The sequence below is a fragment of the Desulforamulus putei DSM 12395 genome, from assembly GCF_900129195.1.
Lineage (GTDB): Bacteria > Bacillota > Desulfotomaculia > Desulfotomaculales > Desulfotomaculaceae > Desulfotomaculum > Desulfotomaculum putei.
Map to the genome: position 1 here is coordinate 27,546 of NZ_FQUY01000019.1, position 20,664 is coordinate 48,209.

Annotated in this window: 22 protein-coding genes; 19 read left to right on the forward strand and 3 right to left on the reverse strand. The window is 53.6% G+C overall.

Annotated features, from left to right (window positions below; translation table 11 throughout):
- The first annotated feature begins 126 nt into the window (after window positions 1–126).
- The 5 genes from BUB67_RS11770 to BUB67_RS11790 all read left to right on the forward strand — a co-directional run bounded on the left by BUB67_RS11770 (window position 127) and on the right by BUB67_RS11790 (window position 5,830).
- The gene (locus BUB67_RS11770) at window positions 127–1,713 is read left to right on the forward strand and encodes an ABC transporter substrate-binding protein (protein ID WP_073239623.1); all 1,587 of its coding nucleotides are present in this window, start codon (window positions 127–129) and stop codon (window positions 1,711–1,713) included.
- Window positions 1,714–1,841: 128 nt separating this feature from the next.
- Window positions 1,842–2,846: an ABC transporter permease gene (locus BUB67_RS11775; RefSeq protein WP_073239650.1), complete on the forward strand. Its 1,005-nt coding sequence runs from the start codon at window positions 1,842–1,844 to the stop codon at window positions 2,844–2,846.
- Between the two features lie 120 nt (window positions 2,847–2,966).
- Complete coding sequence (nikC, locus tag BUB67_RS11780) at window positions 2,967–3,857, forward strand: nickel transporter permease (protein WP_073239624.1); 891 nt, start codon at window positions 2,967–2,969, stop codon at window positions 3,855–3,857.
- 12 nt (window positions 3,858–3,869) lie between these two features.
- Entirely contained in the window at window positions 3,870–4,850 is a 981-nt protein-coding gene (locus BUB67_RS11785; RefSeq protein ID WP_073239625.1) for an ABC transporter ATP-binding protein, read from the forward strand.
- Window positions 4,850–5,830, forward strand: a complete 981-nt coding sequence (locus BUB67_RS11790; RefSeq protein WP_073239626.1) for an ABC transporter ATP-binding protein — start codon at window positions 4,850–4,852, stop codon at window positions 5,828–5,830. Before BUB67_RS11785 ends, BUB67_RS11790 begins: the two co-directional genes overlap by 1 nt.
- A 45-nt stretch (window positions 5,831–5,875) precedes the next feature.
- Here BUB67_RS11790 and BUB67_RS17240 read toward each other — a convergent pair whose 3' ends face one another.
- The gene (locus BUB67_RS17240) at window positions 5,876–6,034 is read right to left on the reverse strand and encodes a diguanylate cyclase domain-containing protein (protein ID WP_084127724.1); all 159 of its coding nucleotides are present in this window, start codon (window positions 6,032–6,034) and stop codon (window positions 5,876–5,878) included.
- Window positions 6,035–6,109: 75 nt separating this feature from the next.
- Here BUB67_RS17240 and BUB67_RS11800 point away from each other — a divergent pair, with 75 nt between their 5' ends.
- The 3 genes from BUB67_RS11800 (at window position 6,110) to BUB67_RS11810 (ending at window position 7,975) form a co-directional block, all read left to right on the forward strand.
- Window positions 6,110–6,841 carry an HAD family hydrolase gene (locus BUB67_RS11800; protein WP_238457039.1) on the forward strand — a complete coding sequence of 244 codons (732 nt, stop codon included), beginning with the start codon at window positions 6,110–6,112 and terminating at the stop codon, window positions 6,839–6,841.
- Window positions 6,804–7,214, forward strand: coding sequence for a (deoxy)nucleoside triphosphate pyrophosphohydrolase (locus tag BUB67_RS11805; RefSeq protein WP_073239627.1), 411 nt, complete (start codon window positions 6,804–6,806; stop codon window positions 7,212–7,214). The genes BUB67_RS11800 and BUB67_RS11805 overlap by 38 nt, the downstream gene beginning before the upstream one ends.
- Window positions 7,215–7,468: 254 nt before the next feature.
- Entirely contained in the window at window positions 7,469–7,975 is a 507-nt protein-coding gene (locus BUB67_RS11810; protein WP_073239628.1) for a hypothetical protein, read from the forward strand.
- A gap of 30 nt (window positions 7,976–8,005) precedes the next feature.
- On the opposite strand, the gene BUB67_RS11815 is transcribed toward BUB67_RS11810, so the two are convergent.
- Both BUB67_RS11815 and BUB67_RS11820 read right to left on the reverse strand, forming a co-directional pair.
- A complete protein-coding gene (locus BUB67_RS11815; protein WP_238457044.1) occupies window positions 8,006–8,866 on the reverse strand; it encodes a hypothetical protein in 861 nt (286 codons plus the stop codon).
- Between the two features lie 170 nt (window positions 8,867–9,036).
- The gene (locus BUB67_RS11820; protein WP_073239630.1) at window positions 9,037–9,855 is read right to left on the reverse strand and encodes a 2-phosphosulfolactate phosphatase; all 819 of its coding nucleotides are present in this window, start codon (window positions 9,853–9,855) and stop codon (window positions 9,037–9,039) included.
- Between the two features lie 217 nt (window positions 9,856–10,072).
- On the opposite strand from BUB67_RS11820, the gene BUB67_RS11825 reads away from it, so the two are divergent.
- The 11 genes from BUB67_RS11825 (at window position 10,073) to BUB67_RS11875 (ending at window position 20,644) form a co-directional block, all read left to right on the forward strand.
- Window positions 10,073–10,852: a flagellar motor protein gene (locus tag BUB67_RS11825; RefSeq protein ID WP_073239631.1), complete on the forward strand. Its 780-nt coding sequence runs from the start codon at window positions 10,073–10,075 to the stop codon at window positions 10,850–10,852.
- Window positions 10,852–11,634 (forward strand): flagellar motor protein MotB, encoded by a 783-nt coding sequence (locus tag BUB67_RS11830; protein WP_073239632.1) that lies wholly within the window; start codon window positions 10,852–10,854, stop codon window positions 11,632–11,634. The genes BUB67_RS11825 and BUB67_RS11830 overlap by 1 nt, the downstream gene beginning before the upstream one ends.
- A gap of 6 nt (window positions 11,635–11,640) precedes the next feature.
- Entirely contained in the window at window positions 11,641–12,132 is a 492-nt protein-coding gene (locus tag BUB67_RS11835; protein ID WP_073239633.1) for a chemotaxis protein CheW, read from the forward strand.
- A 12-nt stretch (window positions 12,133–12,144) separates the two neighbouring features.
- On the forward strand, window positions 12,145–14,244 hold the full coding sequence (locus tag BUB67_RS11840) for a chemotaxis protein CheA (protein WP_073239634.1): 2,100 nt from the start codon (window positions 12,145–12,147) through the stop codon (window positions 14,242–14,244).
- Window positions 14,231–15,301: a protein-glutamate methylesterase/protein-glutamine glutaminase gene (locus BUB67_RS11845; protein WP_073239635.1), complete on the forward strand. Its 1,071-nt coding sequence runs from the start codon at window positions 14,231–14,233 to the stop codon at window positions 15,299–15,301. The genes BUB67_RS11840 and BUB67_RS11845 overlap by 14 nt, the downstream gene beginning before the upstream one ends.
- 66 nt (window positions 15,302–15,367) lie before the next feature.
- On the forward strand, window positions 15,368–15,667 hold the full coding sequence (flgM, locus tag BUB67_RS11850) for a flagellar biosynthesis anti-sigma factor FlgM (protein WP_238457045.1): 300 nt from the start codon (window positions 15,368–15,370) through the stop codon (window positions 15,665–15,667).
- Between the two features lie 12 nt (window positions 15,668–15,679).
- Window positions 15,680–16,168 carry a flagellar protein FlgN gene (locus BUB67_RS11855; RefSeq protein WP_073239636.1) on the forward strand — a complete coding sequence of 163 codons (489 nt, stop codon included), beginning with the start codon at window positions 15,680–15,682 and terminating at the stop codon, window positions 16,166–16,168.
- A gap of 67 nt (window positions 16,169–16,235) precedes the next feature.
- Window positions 16,236–17,720: a FlgK family flagellar hook-associated protein gene (locus BUB67_RS11860; protein ID WP_073239637.1), complete on the forward strand. Its 1,485-nt coding sequence runs from the start codon at window positions 16,236–16,238 to the stop codon at window positions 17,718–17,720.
- Between the two features lie 16 nt (window positions 17,721–17,736).
- A complete protein-coding gene (gene flgL, locus BUB67_RS11865) occupies window positions 17,737–18,705 on the forward strand; it encodes a flagellar hook-associated protein FlgL (protein WP_073239638.1) in 969 nt (322 codons plus the stop codon).
- Between the two features lie 156 nt (window positions 18,706–18,861).
- On the forward strand, window positions 18,862–19,230 hold the full coding sequence (locus tag BUB67_RS11870; protein ID WP_073239639.1) for a flagellar protein FlaG: 369 nt from the start codon (window positions 18,862–18,864) through the stop codon (window positions 19,228–19,230).
- Window positions 19,231–19,444: 214 nt separating this feature from the next.
- The gene (locus BUB67_RS11875) at window positions 19,445–20,644 is read left to right on the forward strand and encodes a flagellin N-terminal helical domain-containing protein (RefSeq protein ID WP_073239640.1); all 1,200 of its coding nucleotides are present in this window, start codon (window positions 19,445–19,447) and stop codon (window positions 20,642–20,644) included.
- Window positions 20,645–20,664: the final 20 nt, after the last annotated feature.

The following is a 20,664-nucleotide window of genomic DNA, read 5'->3' on the forward strand; positions in this document are numbered from 1 at the left end:
TTGTGAAGGAAAATCCTATTTTTCGCAGAAAAAATTATTAGTCTCATGTGGATAATTGTCTGAGGAGGGGACACTGGGACAACGTTTTCGGAAAGAAATGAATCAAGGAGAGGAGATGCCAAGTTGATGTTCCGGAAAAAAAATTTATTCGTGCTGCTGCTGGTATCTTTACTGGCTGTGGCGCTGGTTGGCTGCGGTGGCGGAGATAACAAGGAAAAAGCTGCCGACAATGCCAAACCCAAGGTTTTTGTGTTTGCCCAGGGCGCCGACCCCAGGGGTCTGGATCCTGCTTATGTTGATGACGGCGAGTCTGCCAACCCCATTGTAAACATTTATGACGGCCTGGTACGCTACAAGCCCGGCAGTACGGAAATTGAGCCTGCCCTTGCCACCGAGTGGTCCGCTTCCCCGGACGGCAAAGAATGGACCTTCAAACTTCGTCAGGGTGTTAAGTTCCACGACGGTACTCCCTTTAACGCGGATGCGGTGGTATTCAGCGTATCCCGTCAATTACCTCCTCAGCGCACCAATGAAATGCCCTATGCTTCCTTTACCTTCGGCCCGGTGCAAAAGGTCGAGAAGGTGGATGATTACACCGTTAAGTTTATCTTAAGCGAGCCCTATGCTCCCTTCCTGGCCAACCTGGCCATGGCTCTGGCAGCTCCCATTGTAAGCCCGGCTGCCGTTCAGAAATATGGCAAGGACTTCATTGAGCACCCCGTAGGCACCGGCCCCTTCAAGTTTGTTGAGTGGAAAAAGGGCCAGCAAATTGTGCTGGAAGCCAACAAGGAGTATTGGGACGGCGCTCCCAAGATTGACAAACTGGTATATAAGATTGTGAAAGAAAACTCCGTGCGGGCCAGTGAGTTAAGGACCGGCAGCATCCAGGCCATGAACGGTGTTGACCCCAACGATGTCAAGATGCTGGAAGATGCCGGTTTTACTGTGATCAAGAACCCCGGTATGAACATTAACTACCTGGCTTTCTTCTGCAACAAGAAACCCTTTGACAATCCCAAACTGCGCCTGGCAGTTGCCCATGCCATCAACCGTGAAAACCTGATCAACTACTTATACCAGGGTCTGGCTGAACTGCCCAACAGCATGCTGCCCAGCTTTATGCCCGGCCATGACAAGACCCTGAAGGCTCCCGAGTATAACCCTGAAAAAGCCAAGCAGCTGCTGGCGGAAGCCGGTTACCCCAACGGTCTGAAGGTGACCCTGTTAACCTATTCCACCGTTCGTCCTTACAACCCTGTGGGTGGCGACAAACTGGCCGCCGCCATCCAGGCGGATCTGCGTAAAGTAGGTATCGATGTTCAAATCAAGAGCTACCCATGGAAAGAATACAAAGAAGTTTACACCCCGGAAATCGTTAAAGAAGGCGACTTTATGTTGTATGGCTGGATCGGCGACAACGGCGACCCGGATAACTTCCTGTCCCTGCTGGAAACCAAGGAAATCAAGAGTACTCTGAACGCTGCCAAGTACTCCAACAAGAAAGTCGACGAACTGCTGGTGAAAGGCCGTACTGCCAGGACCCAGGAAGAACGTAACGCCGCTTACAGCGAGCTCCAAAAGATTGTTCAGGAAGAGGCTCCTTGGGTATTCCTGAGCCATAGCAAAGATATGGCAGCCGTCAGCAAGAATGTAGTAGGCTTTGATCTGCATCCGGTGGGCGTTGTCTACTTCCGTAACGTTGACATTAAGTAACCTGGACACAAAAGTTGAACCGAAACACGAATATGGCCCCGCGCCATATTCGTGTCTTCATGTTCGGGGAAATTAGGAAAAATATTAGGACTTTAATACGATCCCCCGATGGGGAAAGAGGGATGGAAATGCTGAAATACATTGTCAAGAGACTTTTGCTCCTTATTCCGGTTCTCTTTGGTATCAGCCTGTTTGTGTTTTTGGTGCTGCACCTTTTTACCGCAGACCCGGCTGCCATGATGCTGGGCCAGCATGCCACCGCCGAACAGGTGGCGGCCCTGCGGGAGGAACTGGGCTTTAACAAACCATTGTATGTCCAGTTTGGTATCTTTTTAAGTCAAATTGTCCAGGGGGATTTTGGCCGGTCTCTGATGACCCGGGCGCCGGTTACGGATGAACTGCTTACCCGCTTTCCGGCCACCGTGGAACTGGCTGTGGCCGCTATGCTGATTGCCACTGTGGTTGGTGTTACCATTGGTGTGATCTCGGCCGTTAAACAATATTCGATTTTCGATTACCTGAGCATGGTGGGCGCCCTGTTGGGTGTTTCCATGCCCATCTTCTGGCTGGGTCTGATGCTGATTATTTTATTTTCGGTTACACTGGGCTGGCTGCCAGTGTCCGGCCGTATTGCGGTGGGCATGGAACCGACCGCCATCACCCATTTCTACCTGCTGGACAGTCTTTTAACGGGCAACTGGGAGGCCTTTAAATCTGCCCTCAGTCATTTGATCCTACCCGCCGTGGCGCTGGCCTCCTACTCCATGGCCATTATTGCCCGCATGACCCGTTCCACCATGCTGGAAGTAATCCGCCAGGACTACATCCGCACCGCCCGTTCCAAGGGCCTGGCCGAGAGTGTGGTGGTCTTTAAGCACGCCCTTCGCAATGCGTTGATTCCGGTGACCACCGTCATCGGCCTGCAAATGGGCTCCCTGCTGGGGGGCGCCGTATTGACCGAGACGGTATTCTCCTGGCCGGGCATCGGCAGCTTCATCGTCAATGCCATCCTGGCCGGTGATTTTCCCGTTGTCCAGGGAGGCGTCATTATGGTGGCCACCATCTTTGTGGTGGTCAACCTGATCGTGGATATCCTGTACGCCTACCTGGATCCGAGGATTAAGTACTCTTAATAGTTGTCAGCCATCCGCCATCAGCCGTCAGCTTAGGGACTAGGCAATTTCAAAAGCTGATGACTGAAGGCTGACAACTTGACCCCAAAGAATTACCTATAAGAAGAAAGGACGCTTTGTATGTCACAAGCTCAAGTTTCTGTACAGGTGAATGAACCTGTGGAACAGGTTTACTCGCCGGCGGCAGATTTCTGGCGCCGGCTGCGCAAAAATAAGCTGGCCATGGTAAGCCTGGTATTTCTGCTGGCCCTGACCATGGTGGCCGTCTTTGCCCCCTATGTAGCGCCCTATGACCCTTATTTAAGCGACATGCCCAAAGCCTTGCAGGGTCCCAGTTCCGAGCACTTGCTGGGAAACGATGAACTGGGGCGGGATATTTTAAGCCGCATTATTTACGGCGCCAGAATTTCGCTGCGGGTGGGTCTCATTGCCGTGGGCATCGCCCTGTCGGCGGGCATGGTGCTGGGTTCAACGGCGGGTTACTATGGTGGCCGGCTGGACAACATCATTATGCGTTTGATGGACATTATGCTGGCGTTCCCCTCCATCTTGCTGGCCATTGCCCTGATGGCGGTGCTGGGCCGGGGGGTTGAAAACGCCATTATCGCCATCGGCATTGTCTCTATACCCGAGTATGCCAGGATTGTCAGGGGTTCGGTACTGTCTGTTAAAGAGAATGAATATGTTCAGGCCGCCTGTGCCATCGGTAACAATGATTGGCAAATTATCTTCAGGCATATCCTGCCCAACGTGATGGCTCCTGTCATTGTACGGGCCACCCTGGGGATCTCCACTGCCATTTTGGAAACCTCTGCCCTAGGCTTCCTGGGGCTGGGTGTTGTGCCACCCTATGCCGAATGGGGGACCATGCTGGGCAGCGGACGCGGTTATATGTTTAATGCGCCGCATCTGGTGTTTTTCCCGGGTATTGCCATTACCCTTACGGTGATGGCCTTTAACCTGCTGGGGGACGGTCTGAGAGACGCGCTGGATCCCCGGTTACGACGCTAGGAGGTGGGTCCGATGACACAGACATTATTACAAGTAAAAGACTTAAAAACCCACTTTTTCCTGGAGGATGGAGTGGTACCGGCAGTGGACGGGGTGAGCTTTCACCTCAACCGCGGGGAAACCCTAGCGGTGGTGGGGGAATCCGGCAGCGGCAAAAGTATTACCGCCACTTCCATTATGCGGCTGATTCCCAATCCTCCCGGGCGTATCGTGGGGGGAGAAATCCTGTTCAACGGGGAAGACCTGCTGAAGAAAACAGAAAAAGAAATGAGAGCCATCCGGGGCAACCGCATCTCCATGATTTTTCAGGAACCCATGACCTCCCTGAACCCGGTGTTCCGGGTGGGGCACCAGATTGCTGAATCCCTGATGGTTCACCAGGGCTTAAACAAGCAAGAAGCCCTGGAGAAAAGCATTGAAATGTTAAGGCTGACCGGGATTCCTTCACCGGAAAAACGAGCACATGATTTTCCTCACCAAATGAGCGGCGGTATGCGCCAGCGGGTGATGATCGCCATGGCCCTTTGCTGCCGTCCGGAACTTTTAATCGCCGATGAACCAACCACCGCGCTGGATGTTACCATCCAGGCCCAAATTTTGGACCTGATGCTGGAACTGAAGGAGCAGTTGGGAACTGCCATTATCATGATTACCCACGACCTGGCGGTGGTGGCTGAAGTGGCGGACCGGGCGGTGGTGATGTACTGCGGTAAACTGGTGGAAGAAGCGCCGGTGCTGGAATTGTTTGACAACCCGCTGCACCCTTATACCAGGGGTTTGCTAAAGTCCATACCCCATATCAATGACAACCAGGAAAGGCTGTACATGATCGAAGGCATGGTGCCGGCTTTAACCAACCTGCCCCCGGGCTGCTCCTTTGCCCCCCGGTGTCCCGAAGCCCGGCCCCGCTGCCACGTGGAACGGCCCTCCTTGAAAGAAGTTTCACCGGGCCGCAGGGTCAGCTGTTGGCTGCATGAAGGGGGTGTGCGATAGTGTCTGTGCTGGTTCATGTAACAAACCTGACCAAATATTTTTCCATCCGCAAGGGGATTTTCGGCAAAGAGGTGGGACAGGTCAAAGCCGTAGACGGCTTAACCTTTGATATCCGAAAAGGGGAAACCCTCGGACTGGTGGGAGAGAGCGGCTGCGGCAAATCCACCACGGGACGCCTCATTCTGCGCTTGCTGGAACCCACCGCAGGACGGGTGGAATTTGAGGGGAAGGATGTCTTTAAAGCAACCCCCGGGGAAATGCGCGCCCTGCGCAAGGACATGCAGATCATCTTTCAGGACCCCTATGCGTCCCTCAATCCCCGCATGTCGGTGGGAGACATCATTGCCGAACCCATCAAACTGTACAAACTGGCCTCGGGACCGGAGATACAGAAAAGAGTGGAACACCTGCTGTCCTGTGTGGGTCTGGCCTCCTACCATGCCCGGCGCTACCCCCACGAGTTCAGCGGCGGCCAGCGCCAGCGGGTGGGCATTGCCAGGGCCCTGGCCCTCAACCCCAAGCTGATAGTATGTGACGAACCTGTTTCCGCCCTGGACGTCTCCATCCAGTCCCAGGTGTTAAACCTGTTAAAGGACCTGCAGCAGGAATTTGGCCTCACCTACCTGTTTATCGCCCACGGCTTAAACGTGGTGAAACACGTCAGTGACCGCATCGGGGTCATGTATCTGGGCAAAATGGTGGAGCTGGCGGGGGATGATGAGCTGTATAACAACCCGCTGCATCCCTATACCAAAGCGCTGCTGTCCGCGGTTCCCATCCCCGATCCCAGGGCCAAAAAGCAGCGGATCATCCTTACCGGAGACGTGCCCAGCCCGGTCAACCCGCCCCGGGGTTGCCGGTTCCATACCCGCTGTTTCTGCAGCCAGGATATTTGCAAACACCACGAACCGGTGTTTAAGCGAGTCAAACCGGGCCACTGGGTAGCCTGCCACCTAGTGGAAGAAGAGAACAAGAAGTAAGAAGGTGGCCGCGGACCCACCCGGGTCCACAACCACCTTCTTTTTTTACTTACACGCAACCTTTACCCTGTTGCGGCCTGCCGATTTGGCAGCGTACAACGCTTTATCCGCCAGTTCCAGTAATTCCCCGGCATTTATGCTATGGATTGGGTAATGGGCGATGCCCAGGGAGGCTGTGACAGGCCGGTGAGGGCACCCGACAATTTTTCAAACTTTTTATAACATTATTTTAAAGTTAGCTTAGATTTTGCTGCATGTTGGCTTATAATTGGGGGTAGGTTGTTTAAATGCGTAAAGAAAACCGGAGGGATTGCCATGGCCATTCATACAGTATTGTTTGATCTGGACGGAACACTGATAGACTCGCTGCCGCTGATTCGAAGAACTTATGAAAAGGTCTTTGCAGAAATGAATATTCCCTGGGGGGATGCAGAAGTCATGAAGCATATCGGCCTGCCCCTGGCAGATATTGCCAAAACATTTGCAGGGGAAGACAGGTATCTGGAATTTTTCAAGCTCTACCAGCATCACTATGCCCTGGAACATGACGCCCTGACCAAAACCTTTCCCGGTACCATGGAAATGTTGGAAGCTTTAAAGGCCAGCGGCATCCGGCTGGGCATTGTCACCTCCAAAACCCGCCGGGTGGCCCTGCGCAGCATTGGCTTTCTGGGCATTGACCGTTATATGGAGGCGGTTGTGGCGGTGGAAGACGTCACCCGCCACAAACCCCAGCCCGACCCGATCTTCAAGGCCCTGGAACTCATGCAGGCGCCGGTGGAAACCGCCGCTTACATCGGAGACAGTCCCTTTGATATCATATCCGCCAACAGGGCCGGTGTTACTTCCATTGGCGTAACCTGGGGGATGTCCGGGAGGGAAGAACTGGTGAGGCACGGGCCTGATTACATATTGGAAAAATGGGAAGACTTGATCCGCCCAAACATCATTTCCGTCCATGAGAGGAGAGTCTATGCATACCGTCATCGTAACCGCTGCCATCATTCATAAAGAGGATAAAATTTTGATTGCCCAGCGCAACAAGCATGCAGAACACGGCTTGAAATGGGAATTTCCCGGGGGAAAACTGAATTTTGGGGAAGACCCGAAGGTAGGTCTGCAAAGGGAGATACAAGAAGAATTGGATATGGCAATCGAAGTGGGCGATATCTTTGAGGTTGTTTCCCACCGTTACGGGGAAAGGCATATCCTGTTGTTATGCTACACCTGCCGCTACCTGGGGCAAAATCCCGTCGCCCGGGACTGCCGGGACTTTCGCTGGGTGACCCCCGCCGAGATGAACCGGTACGATTTCACGGCAGCCGATGTTCCGGTGGTCAAGAAGCTGCAGAAATTATTAGACAAGAAAGAAGCCTGCCCCTAAAGAGTGGCAGGCTTAAACATTGGTGTATTTTAAGGAGACAGATTCGTATTATGTATACAATTGTATCATAGATGACAAACTTTGACAACAAGATGTACAGTTTTGTACAAAAATTCCTGTTCGCCCGCCGTAAAAATCTTATTGACGGACCGGTTTTTGTGTTATAATTCCTTTTAAAGGCCTGCTTGACGACCCCGGCGAACAACCGGGGATATTGTTTTTAGATACTTTCCATGATCAAGGGGAGGTCAATTTTGGTAAAACAGGTGGTATTTCCTGAATTTCTGGGGGAATCTGAAATAGCGGTGGTTATTATCATTCCGTCTCTCAAAGAGGATATGGGCGACTTGTATGAACGTTTCCACTCGGGAGAAGAGATTGACTACTGGTTTTCCTGGGACCTGGTGGTCACCAATACCGCGGAGTACCTGGTGGTATTAGAAATCGACTGGGATCGGGGGGAAGGGCTCATTGTGGCCTTTACCCCGGAGATGTGGGAATTCATCAACCTGATTGCCCAAAAGCAAAACTTAGTCATTTTGGGGGATTGGGGTGCATTGGAGGAAGGGGCTTCCCTGGCCTTCGAAGAGGAAGGGGAGTACCGGCCCTACGCTTTATTAATCCGGGATGTACATACCGGGTTGGAGAAGCTGTATGATCATGTAAAGGAACTGGTCTCCGTTAACCGGGAGGTCGAAGAACTGGCTAAACTTCAACTGATACTGGAAGGGACCGGGTCCCAGTCCACCACCTATCATTAAAGGGCGCCGCAAAGGCGCCCTTCCGTTCGTTTAACAAATGCCGCCTGTGGAGCGGGTGTTGGCAAAACAGGCCGGATGACCGCAGAGGAGCCGGTTGTCCTCATAGGCATAAAAGGTCTTTTCGCCGGGTTCCACCGGCCTGCCGCAAAGGGCGCAGTGTATTTGTTCCGGGCAGGGCACCAGAATGCCGGTTAGTTGACCGCCCTTCCAGGGGACCTCCAGCCGGTCCAGCTGGCACTGCAGGGGTTTTACCGGGCTGCAGGCCGGGTGGAAAAAATACCTCAACTTGCGGCCGTTCTGGCGGTATTTTAATTCAACAGCGGGGCTGAAGGGAGGGATCCTTTGGTTGCACTGATGGCAGTTGCGTGCCCTGCCCAGAGTGCTTTTCAGCACATACCTGGGTTGGGCCGGTTTTTTGCGTACTTCCCTGTCCTTCCAGTACCGTTGTTTCCTCGCCGGGTCACTGGACACCCATTTTTCGATTTCGTTATAATAACTGCGGTAATCCCTGTCTGCCAGTTTGATGTTGGCGGGAAATCCGGCTTCCACCACCATGCGGTGGAATTCATTCTCCGCCGCCTCATGGGCCAGCCCGTCCATCTTATGGGTTTTCCAGTTATAACCATGGTCCGATAACCACTTGTGGTAGGTATGAAAAATATTGCCGGAACAGACCAGAAACCGGTCGTCCCGGCTTGCTTGGGCCTTTTCCATCAAGTCAATCATTAACTGGCAAACCAGTTCCTCCCAGCCCATCTTGTTGGTCCAGGTTACCGGGACCCGGGCCGAGTAAACCTCGCCGGTTTCCTCACAAACCAGCACCAACACCTCACCAAAGGCCCGGCAGCCGCCGCCGGCATCCTCAACATACCAGGTTTTCAAGGTGATCACCTCTTCAATAAAAACAGGCTTCCGGTTGGCAACCAAGAAGCCTGCCATGCATCTGCCAAAACTTTTCCTCTTTAATATTACCTAATTTTCATCAAACTTTCAATATCGTAATCCATATCTACCAGGTCCCTTTCCCGACGGGAACCAATTACAGACCTGTCCCGTAACCTTTAAGGCTGTTCCACGGTAATTTTCCCATCCCTGTAGACCGGCGCCACATCCAAAAGATCCACCTGAGCGCAGTAGGCCAAATCGGCGGCCAATCCCATTTGGGCCAGTTTTTGCCCGTGCAGGGAGTCATAAAGGGCCCGCAACGGGTTATTACCGTAGAATTCCGCCAGGCGCAGGGCTGCCACCACAGCATCCTCCAGTACCAGGTCGTGGCTTGCAACCACCGGCGCCTCATCCGGGTAAACGGGGCCGTTAAGGGGCAGGTTTTCCCTCTGAGCAGCAGAGGGAAAACCTTTTGTCTGCCGGAGCTTTAATAATTGCCGGGTCACCATCCCTGCCGCCAGTGTGTCTTCCAGCGAAAATTTCCCCCTGGTGCCGGCACACACCAGCACGATGTCCCGGTCCATTTCCAGCAGTTGTTTCGCCACGGCGGAAACATTCAGCAAACTGCCGATAAAAACCTGTCCGCTGCCTGCGGCGGCCAGCCGGGTGGCCCTGGTGCCGTTGGTGGTGGTTAAAATAACGGTCTTATCCTTAACGGCGTTGGAAGTATACTCCAGGGGGGAATTGCCCAGGTGAAACCCCGGCACCTTGACGGCGCCCCTCTCACCGCCCAGTAAAAAGCTATTGTCCGGCAGAGTTTTCGCCAGGGTAAAGGCATCTGCCACCTCCACCACCGGAATCACTTCCTTGCAGCCGCTGGCCAGGGCTGTACAAACTGTAGAACTGGCTCTTAAGATGTCGAACACAACTGCCGATTTATTAATAAGGGCCTCCCTGCTGATAGCCGCGGCAGTGGGAATGAGAGAAATGTTCATGTTTATCGTTCCTTTCCAACCAGGATCCTCCATACTCTCATTCTATTATACATTATTATACATAATATTACGAAAGAAGGGGGTTAACATGGCTCCAAATATGGCAAGTCAGGGAAGGTCTTAAATAAAAATTAAAATAGTGCATATTTGCAGGATTTTAACGGCAACAAGTCGTAATTTAGAAAATAATTCAATTTTTATTGAGGATGTGACGACATTGGAAATCATGACCCCCTTGGGGATTGTTTTTGCGGCCACCTGCCTGATTGCCGGCTTCCTCTGGGAAGGAGGACATGCCGGCGCCCTGCTGGCCCCCAGCGCCTTTGTGATTGTCATCGGCGGCACCCTGGGAGCCACGGTGATAGCCTTTTCCACCAGCGAGGTTCTCTCGATACCCAAATTGGTTAAAACAGCCATGACCCAAAAACTGCCGGATTTTACTGAAACCATTAACTTGATTGTGGAACTGTCCGAAAAGGCCCGCCGGGAAGGTCTGCTTTATCTTGACAGTCAGCTGGATACCATTGAAGATCCCTTTCTCCGCAAAGCCATGCAGTTGGTGGTGGACGGCACCGACCCGGAGATGGTGCGCAGTATTTTAGAAACGGAAGTCTATGCTTCCTATGAAAGACACCAGGTGGGCGTCCATATTTTTGAAGCAGCCGGCGGTTATGCTCCCACCATGGGTATTATCGGGACCGTCATGGGCCTGGTGCACGTGCTGGGGAGCCTGCAGGACCCCGACAGCCTGGGGCCGGCCATTGCCATGGCCTTTATCGCCACCCTCTACGGCGTATCTTCGGCCAACATTTTCTGGCTGCCCATCGGCGGCAAATTAAAAAACTTGAGCAAAAAGGAATTGATTCTGCGAGAAATGATGATTGAGGGCGTTCTGGCCCTGCAGGCCGGTTACAACCCCACCATCATTCGGGAAAGACTCAACGCCTTTATTAAACCCGGGCAAGCCAAGCCCCAAACAGATGAAGGTGAAGCGTAATGAAAAAACGGGGCCAGGAACCGGTAAAGGAAAACCACGAACGGTGGCTGATCACCTACGCCGACTTAATCACCCTGCTGTTAATCTTTTTTGTGGTCATGTATACCCTCAGTAAGATTGATGCCAATAAATATTATGCCATCGCTTCCTCCCTGGCCAAAACCATGGGCGGCAGCCAGAGCATTATGGAAAGCGGCGGGCCTTCTTTGGTGCCCGGGGCAGATGAAAGTAAAGAACTGGAGTCTTACCTGGACAAGGCCGAAGAAAAAAATATGGAAAAAATTCAAAAACAGATACAAGAGTATGTCGACAAGCAGGGCTTAGCCGGGAAAGTCACCGTATCTATAGAGGAAAGAGGAATTGTGGTAAGCTTCCAGGATGTGGTGCTTTTTCCCCTGGGCGTTGCGGAACTGAATCCTTCCTCCAGGGATATCGTCGACAAGGTTGGGGCCATCCTGCGGCAGACCCCCAATTACATCCGGGTGGAGGGACACACCGACAACCTGCCCATCAGCACCAGCAGGTTTCCGTCCAACTGGGAACTGTCCCTGGCCCGTTCGGCCAGCGTGGTTCACCGGTTAATTGAGTTCAGCGATATTCCCCCGGACCGGCTCTCCGCCACCGGCTACGGGGAGTACCGGCCCAGAAAGCCAAATGATTCGGAGGCAAACCGCCAGCAAAACAGGCGGGTTGACATTGTCGTATTAAGAACCAAGTTCCAGGAAGTGGAACCGGAGGCGGTTAATAGACCTGTGGAAAGCAAGCAATCCGGTAAGGAGTGATGGGACATGGCAAAAGCCATGCAAAGCAACCAGGAAGAACAAATCGTTGTGTTTCAACTGGCAGAGCAAGTCTACGGCATAGATATTAATTCCGTTTATGAAATTATCCGCATGGAAAGCATTACCAAAATCCCCCGCGCCCCTCATTTTGTAGAGGGGGTCATAAACCTGCGGGGGCGCATCATCCCGGTGATCGACCTGAGCGTGCGTTTTGGTTTGGGCCAAAACCAGAGAACCCAGGCCAGCCGCATTATCATTGTGGAGGTGTCTGGCCAAACCATCGGCATGATTGTGGATTCCGTCCAGGAAGTGCTGCGGATACCCGTCAGCAGCATTGAACCTCCCCCGCCGGTGGTCAACGGCATCGATGCGGCTTACCTGAGGGGCATCGCCATTTTGGAAGAAAGATTAATTATCCTTTTAGACCAGGACAAAATCCTGATGGAAGAAGAAAAGCACCAGTTGCTGCAGGCCAATATCGGTGGGAGCCAGACCTAGGAGGGACGGAACATGTTTTCAGATCTGGAAATTGGGGTATTTATAGATGAGTTGGAAGAAAAAATTCAGGTCATTAACGACGGCCTGCTGGCTCTGGAACGGGATGAAGGGAACCCCGACATCATCCAGGAGATTTTTCGTGCGGCCCATACCATAAAGGGTTCCTCCGGCATCATGGGTTACCAAAACATGGCCAACCTTACCCACGAAATGGAAAACCTCTTTGATAAGATCCGCCATGGCGAAGTACATGTAACCTCCGCCATGGTTAATGTGCTGTTTGAGGCCCTGGACACCCTGAAGGCCTTGAAGGAAGAAGTAACCGGGGACGGCCCGGCGGTGGACACCTCTGCGGTGGTGGGCAAAATCAAAGAATTTGTAGAAGGCGGCGCAGCCGTCGAAGTACCGGTACAACCTGCGGCCGTGCCTGAGGCGCCGGCCCAACGGGCTGCCGCCGACAGCGCCCCGGTCGCCCGCCGCTGGCTGGAAATAAGTGATGTAGAAGAAAATGTGATTCGGGAAGCAGAATTAAGGGGTTTCCAGTGCTATAGAGTGGCCGTTGATATCGACCGGGACTGCCAGATGAAAAACGTGCGGGCCTTCCTGGTTTTTGAGACCCTGCAGCAGGTGGGCGAAATCATCAAATGCGAGCCTGCCGCGGAGGACATTCAGGAAGGCAAATACGATGTGGGCTTCCAGGTGTTGTTGATCACCAAAGAGGACGCCGACAGGATTAAGAATTTAATGATTACCATTTCGGAAGTAACCGAGGCGGAAGTTCAACCGGTGATCCTGAGCAGCGCAGAAAGCCCCAAGACCCCGGCCAGGGCTGAAGCAACCCCGGGGGTGCGGCCTGTCACACCGGAAAATAACGCGCTCAAACAGGAACCCGGCGACAAGAAGGCCGTAAAAACCGTCCGGGTGGATGTAACCAAGCTGGACAACCTGATGAACCTGGTGGGCGAACTGGTCATTGACCGCACCCGCCTGAACCGCTTTGCCGAGATTTTTGAGTCCCGCTATGGTTCCGATGACCTGGTGGAAGCAATTAACGAAATTTCCAATCACCTGGGTCAGGTAACCGGCGACCTGCAGGAACAGATCATGAAGGCCCGCATGCTGCCGGTGGCCCAGTTATTTAACCGGTTCCCCCGCATGGTGCGGGACACCGCCCAGAAGCTGGGCAAAGAAATTGACTTTGTGGTGGAAGGCAAGGAAACCGAACTGGACCGCAACGTTATCGAGGTGATCGGCGACCCCCTCATCCACCTGATTCGTAACGCCATCGACCACGGCATTGAGTCCCCGCAAGAGCGTCTGGCGGCCGGCAAGCCTGCCACGGGTACCCTGCTGCTGAAGGCCTCCTATGCCGAAAGCCATATCGTCATCACCGTCCGGGACGACGGCCGGGGCATCGATGCCAATAAAATCAGAAACAAGGCCGTGGAAATGGGCTTTGCGGATCGGGAAACGGCAGATCGCATGAGCGATCGCGAGGCCCTGCAGCTGATTTTTAAACCGGGCTTTTCCACCAAAAACAATGAAGTCAGCGACTTATCAGGCCGCGGCGTTGGCATGGATGTGGTGAACACCGCCATCGAGCAAATCAACGGTACCGTGGAACTGGACACCAAACCCGGCGCCGGCACCACCATCACCATCCGGCTGCCCCTGACATTGGCCATCATTCGGGCCCTCATGGTGACCCTAGGCAAACAGGTTTATGCTTTCCCGTTGACCAACGTGTCCGAAACCATTCGCATTACCGACCAGGATATCCGCCGCATCGGCAACAACGAAGTCATTGTGGTGAGGGATAAAATTCTGCCCTTGGCCAGACTGGGCCGGCTGTTCAACTGCCCGGACTGTGTGGAAGACAGCAAAATGTTTGTGGTGATCCTGGGCTCCGGCGACAAGAAAATCGCGGTGGTGGTGGATAAACTGCTGGGCGAGCAGGAAATCGTCATCAAATCCTTGGGCGATTACCTCGGTCAGGTACCGGGCCTCTCCGGCGCCTGCATCCTGGGAGACGGCAAAGTGGCTCTCATTGTTGACGTACGGGGACTGGTGAAAGACCTGGGGGCCGAGGAGACGGCCTATGCTGCCGGTTAAGGTTCTGGTGGTAGACGATTCCTCCCTCATGCGGCGGCTGATCAGCCGCCTGCTGGAGGAAGACTGGGACATTAAAGTCATAGGAACCGCGGCGGACGGCCTGGAGGCCCTGCAGCAAATCAAAGCCCTCAAACCGGATGTTGTCACCCTGGACGTGGAAATGCCCAAACTGGACGGCATTGCCACCCTGCGCCGCATGATGGTGGAATGCCCCACCCCCACCGTGATGCTGAGCGCCCATACCCACGAGGGCGCCAGGGCCACCATGGATGCCCTGTCCGCCGGAGCGACGGACTTTGTGCCGAAACCGGGTACCTCTGCCGAACTGCCGAAAATGGTGGAGGACCTGAAGACCAAAATAAAGGTAGCCGCCAGGGTCTCCCTGCGCCGGGTGGTGAAAGCCGCGGTATCGCCCCCGGCACCGGCCAGGCCAGCACCGCCCCAGAGGCCGGTTATGGCGCCCAGAAAAAAGCTTTGCGGCAAAATCGACCTGGTGGTCATCGGCTGTTCCACCGGCGGTCCCGCTGCCCTGCAGCAAATCATTCCTTACCTGCCTGCCAATTTGCCCGCCGGTGTGGTGATTGTTCAGCACATCCCGGTGGGTTTCTCTAAATCCATGGCGGAACACCTGGACAAGAAAAGCGCCATCTCGGTCCGCCATGCCGAAGAAGGCGACGAAATAAAACCCGGCCAGGTCCTGGTGGCCCCCGCAGGCTATGACTTAAGTTTCAGGCCCAAAGGAAACGGCGCCACCGTGACCCTCAGTAATTTCGGTCAACCCCTGCCCCCCGGCGGCTTCCGCCCCTCGGTGGACTGGGTGATGCAATCCGCCGCCGAAGTCTACGGCTGCCGCACCTTGGGTGTGCTCCTCACCGGCATGGGCCGTGACGGCGCCCGGGGCATGCTGGCCATTAAAGAACAGGGCGGCCTCACCATTGCCGAGCACGAAAGCACCTGTGTGGTCTACGGCATGCCCAAGGCGGCGGTAGATTTGGGGGCGGCCCAAAAAATAGTTCCTTTACCGCAAATTGCCCGGGAAATTCAGGCGGTATTTTAAAAAATCAGTGTAAAGAAAAGGTCTTGACCTGCCGATATATAGACCAGTAGAGAGGATTTGCAGGTGATGGAGATGAAAATATCAGGATTTAAACCCGCCGGAGAAGTTCTCAAGGCTTATAACCAGCATAAGGCGGATCAAAGCAAGCTGAACAGGGCCGACCGGCCCGCAGGAGATTCCGTACAGCTTTCCGACGAAGCCAGGTTTAAAAAGGAAATTGAGACTGCCCTGAAAAACCTGCCGGAAATGCGGGAAGACCTGGTAAACCGCATAAAAAGAGACATCCAAGCCGGCGCCTACAAGCCGGATGCCGATAAAATTGCAGATGGCATACTTAAAGAGAGGCTCCTGGACAAAATGATTTAAAGGATGGTGCAGATGGAGTCTTTATTTTTTAACCTGCTGCAGATACTGACGGCGCTCCATGAAAAACTTGCCGCCATGCTGCGGGCCACGGAAAAGCACAATGCTGCCCTGCGGAACAACGACATCGCGGCCATTCAACAGGCGGTTAAAGAGCTGGACAGCATTTCAGCTCAGGCGAAGTTTCTGGATAAGAAGAGAGAAGAAATACAAAGGGCCCTGGAGGCAAAACTTCATTTGCCCGCAGGCGCTACATTAAGTGAAACCCTGGTCTACGCGCCTGCCCAGGCAGCGCAGGATTTAAATAAAATTGCTCAGTCACTGAGAGAAACAACCGAAGCAATCAATCAGATGGTTCAGATCAATAAAATCCTTGCCAGGCAGGCCCTGCAGTTTAACGATATCCTTATCAAGGTCTTGCAGCCGGGTCAAGCGACCTACAACCCCGGCGGACAGACATCTGTTGCCAAGGAAACTGTTTCGCTGATAAACAGAACTGTTTAAGAAAGATCATTCTAATAAGCTGAAGGCCGCCAGCCCATGGCTGAAGGCCCAAAAAGGTGGTTATTACATGCCCGGAACATGGTTTGGACTGGAAATAGCAAAACGGGGCGTTATGTCCCACCGCACCGCCCTGGATGTCACCGGCCACAACATTGCCAACGCCAACACCGCCGGCTACTCCCGCCAGGAGGCGGTGTTAAAACCCACCGATCCCTGGACCCTGCCGGACCTGGCCACCAAAATGCTGCCGGGCCAGCTGGGCACCGGCGTCACGGTGGAAGAAGTGAGGCGCATCCGGGACTATTACCTGGATGTGCAGGCCCGGCAGTCCGGCAGTTACGAGGGCTACTGGGAGAAAAAACTGGATCTTGCCAAGCGTATGGAAACGGTATTCCCGGAACCGGACGGCCGGGGCCTGCAGACGGTGCTGCTCAATTTCTTTAACGACTGGCAGGATGTGAACAACAACCCGGAGGACCCCGGGGTGAAAAAGGCAGTTATTGAATCGGCCGACGAGCTGGCTGGCATTTTCCGTCAAATGCACACCCAGCTCAGCACCATTGGCGAGGGTATCGCTGTCACCTCGGACAGCGAATCCCCACCGGGCTATTACCAGGTGGTGGGTGGCATGATGAGCTATGAGGCGGATAAGATCAACCTGTTAACCAAAAGGATAGCGGATCTTTCCAATACCATCATTCGCTTAAGGCAAAACGGCGCCTCTCCCAACGACCTGCTGGACCAGCGGGACGCTTTGCTGGATGAACTGGCCAAGTTCGGCAACATTAAAACCGTCGTCAGCGACAGCGGGCAAATCCAAGTGAAATTCATTGATGACAGCGGCAGCTTTGACATTATCCGTATGAACGGCGGCCAGGTGGAGGCAGGCAAGGTAGCGGTTTTTAAGGATACCGCTGCTGACCCCCATTACCACCTGTTCCTGGACTTTGACGGCTCCTTTGATGCGGCCGATGCCAGGCTGGATTTAACTGCCAGGGCCGCCTACTCTCCGGCCCTGCCCGGCTCCGGCCAGGGCTCCCTGCTGGGGCTGGAATCCGCCCGGCTGGATAACCAAAAATTGTTAAAGGATTTGGACGATCTTGCTCTGACACTGGTGGCCCGGGTGAATGCTGCGGCTACCGACACGCCGCCCGGCTCCGGCATTGAATTTTTTGACTCAGCCACCACCGGGGCCGCAGATATTAAAGTAAAGGCCGGCTCCACTGACATTATCGGACAAAACGCCATCCATGTGGCCCGCCTGCGCAGCACCCTCCTGACCATTGGCGATGTTACCAATACTACCTTTGAAAACTTTTACCAGGGTATTGTGGCCCAGGTGGGGGCCAGTGTGGATCACCATGCCAACATGCTGGAAAACCAGCAGGCCATCGGCGGGCAGATTGAAGCCCTGCGCCAGTCGGTGTCCGGTGTCTCGGTGGACGAAGAACTGACCCGCATGATGCAATTCCAGTACGGTTACCAGGCCTCCGCCCGTATGATCGCCTTACAGGATGAGATGCTGGACTATTTAATTAACCGCATTCGATAAAGGGGAGGTGCAGTAAATGCTGCGAGTTTCCAATACCCTGCTGGCCAATAACATGTGCCGTTATATTCAGAATAACCTGCAGCGGTCGGCCAAAACCCAGGAACACAGCGCCACCGGCAAAACCATCAACAGGCCTTCTGATAACCCGTCAGAAATCAGCCACCTGATGGCCATCAATGCCACCCTGATGGGCAATGAGCAGTACCTGCGCAACATCCAGGACGGCCTGGGTTACTTAAACCAAAGCGACACCGCCCTAGACACCGTCGGCAAAACCCTGCAGGATGCCAAGGTTTTAGCCCTGCAGGGGGCCAATGATACCCTCACCCAAGAGGACCGCCAGGCCATTGCCGAGCAAATCGACAAACAAATTGACGCACTGGTGGACCTGGCCAACAGCAGCTTGGGCGGCAAATACCTCTTTGCCGGCACCCAGAACGGCATGCCCCCCTTTATGCGCAAAGACGATAAAATATATTACCGCGGCAATACCGACCTGGTGCAGCGGGAAATCCTCTTTGGCAGCAGTTATGCAGTGGTGGCGCCCGGGGTGGAAGACGCCGGCTCAGCCAATAACGGCGTCTTTGGCAAGCTGACGGCCAACACCATTGAAGACCCGCCCGGTTCCGGCCAAATCTGGACCGAGGTGAGCGGCGGCCCCCTGGACGTGCTGAAGAACCTGCGGGACCAACTAAGGGCCGGGGACACCGCCGGTATTAACGCCGCCCTAGGCCAGCTGGACACCGCCCACGACGAAATATTAACCCACCGGGTGGCGGTGGGCGCCCGCACCCGCCACCTGGAGGCAGTGCAGGAACAGCTGGCAGACCAGGAAACTAAGCTGAAAGAAAGACTGGTGGACATTCAGGGGGCAGACATCGCCAAACTCACCATCGAAGCGGCGGAAAACCAGCTGGTGCACCAGGCCTCCCTGATGACCGCCGCCAACCTGCTTAACGTCAGCCTGCTGCAGTATTTGAAGTAACAGCAGATATTCCGGCCACACAGCCTAACCTGCCATGCCTGGACGGCATAACAAACCCAAAATGCCGCAGGCTACCTTGTTTATGAGTTAGCCACCCAACCTCCTACCCCTGTTGCTTGCCGGCCCCGGCCGGCTGACCCAAGGAGGTGCTGCCTTATGAAAATCGGCGCCGGCGGCCTGCAAAACCTGGCCGCCCAGGACCTTATCGCCCGCCAGGGCGACGCCGCCGGCAGGGTCAAGCCCCTGCCCGACCCCGCCGTCCTGCAGGCCCGGGATATGGCCCAGAACCTGCTTCACCACGACCTCAACCGGGCGGTGGAACAGCTGAACCACCTGGCGTATTTATTAAACCAGGCCCTGGAATTTGCAATAATCAAACAGGGCAAAGTGACCAGGGTAAGGGTGAAAGACAGGGCGAAGGGCCAGACCCGGGACCTAACCCCGGAGGAAGCGCTGGCCCTGCTGGTAAAAACCGATGAACCGGAGGAAAAAACAAAGGGGCGGTATTTGGACGATTATGCCTGAGGGCAATATTTTATCCGGGCATTAAAATTGCGTCCTAATTAACAAACATTGGCATAATGCTGCACAGATAAAATTTTTAGTTTTGTCCCTAAACTTTACTGCCGAACTACCGATAACAATAGCAGAAAGGGAATCCCGGCGGCCGACGGGGTATAACCTAAACCAACTACCGCAAAGGACTGCGGTACATAAAAAATTCAAGGAGGAAATAAGGATGAGAATTAACCACAACATTGCAGCGCTGAACACCTATCGTTCACTGTCTACCAACAATGTTTTAACCCAGAAGTCTTTGGAGAAACTGTCTTCAGGTCTGCGTATCAACCGTGCCGGTGATGATGCTGCGGGTTTGGCTATTTCTGAAAAAATGCGTGGTCAAATCCGGGGCTTAGACCAGGCATCTCGCAACGCCCAGGATACCATCTCTCTTATCCAAACTGCTGAAGGTGCATTAAATGAAACCCACTCTATTCTTCAGCGTATGCGCGAACTGGCTGTGCAATCCTCTAACGACACCAACACCGATGCTGACCGTAAAGCTATTCAAGATGAGGTTAACCAGTTAGCAAACGAAATTGACCGCATCGCTAACACCACCGAGTTTAACACCAAAAAACTGTTAAATGGCGATGTAGTGGGTGTTAATGCTGAGAAAAAAGGCACCTACAGCATACAGGCTAATAGCGCAGCTGCCTTAAGTGCTGCAACTGGCGCAGCAACTAATATAGCCGACAAATGTATTGTTAATGGTGCTATTACCATTACCAGGTTAACCGAGGCTGCAGCTACGGTAGGTGCGTATGAGTTCAGAGATTCTCTTGGCAATAAAATTGATGCTTCCAAAGTTACTGTTAGCACTACTAACGGTACATTTGATTTTGCTACAGGCATAATTGCCTCTGGTGCTGCCGTAAAATTTAAGGTTGATGATCTTACCAAGTTTAAATCCGGTGATAGCTTTACCATTATTTTGAATAAGCATGTTGCTGAATCCACTGATACCACTAAAGCTATCACTACACAGATCGGCGCTAACTCCGGCCAAACCATGCAGATTGGTATTAATGATATGAGGGCAGAAGCGTTGGGGATTAAGGATAGTACCGGTAAGATTATTAATGTCAGCGACAAGTATGCTGCCAACGCTGCTGTATCCACTATCAACAACGCCATTGAAAAAGTTTCCACCGAGCGTTCCAAGTTGGGTGCTATCCAAAACCGCTTAGAGCACACCATCAACAACTTGGGCACCGCCAGTGAAAACCTGAGTGCTTCTGAGTCCCGTATCCGTGACGTAGATATGGCCAAGGAAATGATGGAGTTCACCAAGATGAACATCCTTTCCCAGGCTGCCCAGGCTATGCTGGCGCAAGCTAACCAGCAACCCCAAGGCGTACTTCAGCTTTTACGTTAACCTAAAACAAAATATATTGG

Coding starts and splice junctions, on each gene's coding strand:
- BUB67_RS11775 (WP_073239650.1), top strand. CDS start 1,842: ATGCTGAAATACATTGTCAAGAGACTTTTGCTCCTTATTCCGGTTCTC.
- BUB67_RS11855 (WP_073239636.1), top strand. CDS start 15,680: ATGGAGTCTTTATTTTTTAACCTGCTGCAGATACTGACGGCGCTCCAT.
- BUB67_RS11820 (WP_073239630.1), bottom strand. CDS start 9,855: ATGAACATTTCTCTCATTCCCACTGCCGCGGCTATCAGCAGGGAGGCC.
- BUB67_RS11770 (WP_073239623.1), top strand. CDS start 127: ATGTTCCGGAAAAAAAATTTATTCGTGCTGCTGCTGGTATCTTTACTG.
- BUB67_RS11845 (WP_073239635.1), top strand. CDS start 14,231: ATGCTGCCGGTTAAGGTTCTGGTGGTAGACGATTCCTCCCTCATGCGG.
- nikC (WP_073239624.1), top strand. CDS start 2,967: ATGTCACAAGCTCAAGTTTCTGTACAGGTGAATGAACCTGTGGAACAG.
- BUB67_RS11860 (WP_073239637.1), top strand. CDS start 16,236: ATGCCCGGAACATGGTTTGGACTGGAAATAGCAAAACGGGGCGTTATG.
- flgM (WP_238457045.1), top strand. CDS start 15,368: ATGGAGATGAAAATATCAGGATTTAAACCCGCCGGAGAAGTTCTCAAG.
- BUB67_RS11840 (WP_073239634.1), top strand. CDS start 12,145: ATGTTTTCAGATCTGGAAATTGGGGTATTTATAGATGAGTTGGAAGAA.
- BUB67_RS11870 (WP_073239639.1), top strand. CDS start 18,862: ATGAAAATCGGCGCCGGCGGCCTGCAAAACCTGGCCGCCCAGGACCTT.
- flgL (WP_073239638.1), top strand. CDS start 17,737: ATGCTGCGAGTTTCCAATACCCTGCTGGCCAATAACATGTGCCGTTAT.
- BUB67_RS11830 (WP_073239632.1), top strand. CDS start 10,852: ATGAAAAAACGGGGCCAGGAACCGGTAAAGGAAAACCACGAACGGTGG.
- BUB67_RS11835 (WP_073239633.1), top strand. CDS start 11,641: ATGGCAAAAGCCATGCAAAGCAACCAGGAAGAACAAATCGTTGTGTTT.
- BUB67_RS11875 (WP_073239640.1), top strand. CDS start 19,445: ATGAGAATTAACCACAACATTGCAGCGCTGAACACCTATCGTTCACTG.
- BUB67_RS11805 (WP_073239627.1), top strand. CDS start 6,804: ATGCATACCGTCATCGTAACCGCTGCCATCATTCATAAAGAGGATAAA.
- BUB67_RS11785 (WP_073239625.1), top strand. CDS start 3,870: ATGACACAGACATTATTACAAGTAAAAGACTTAAAAACCCACTTTTTC.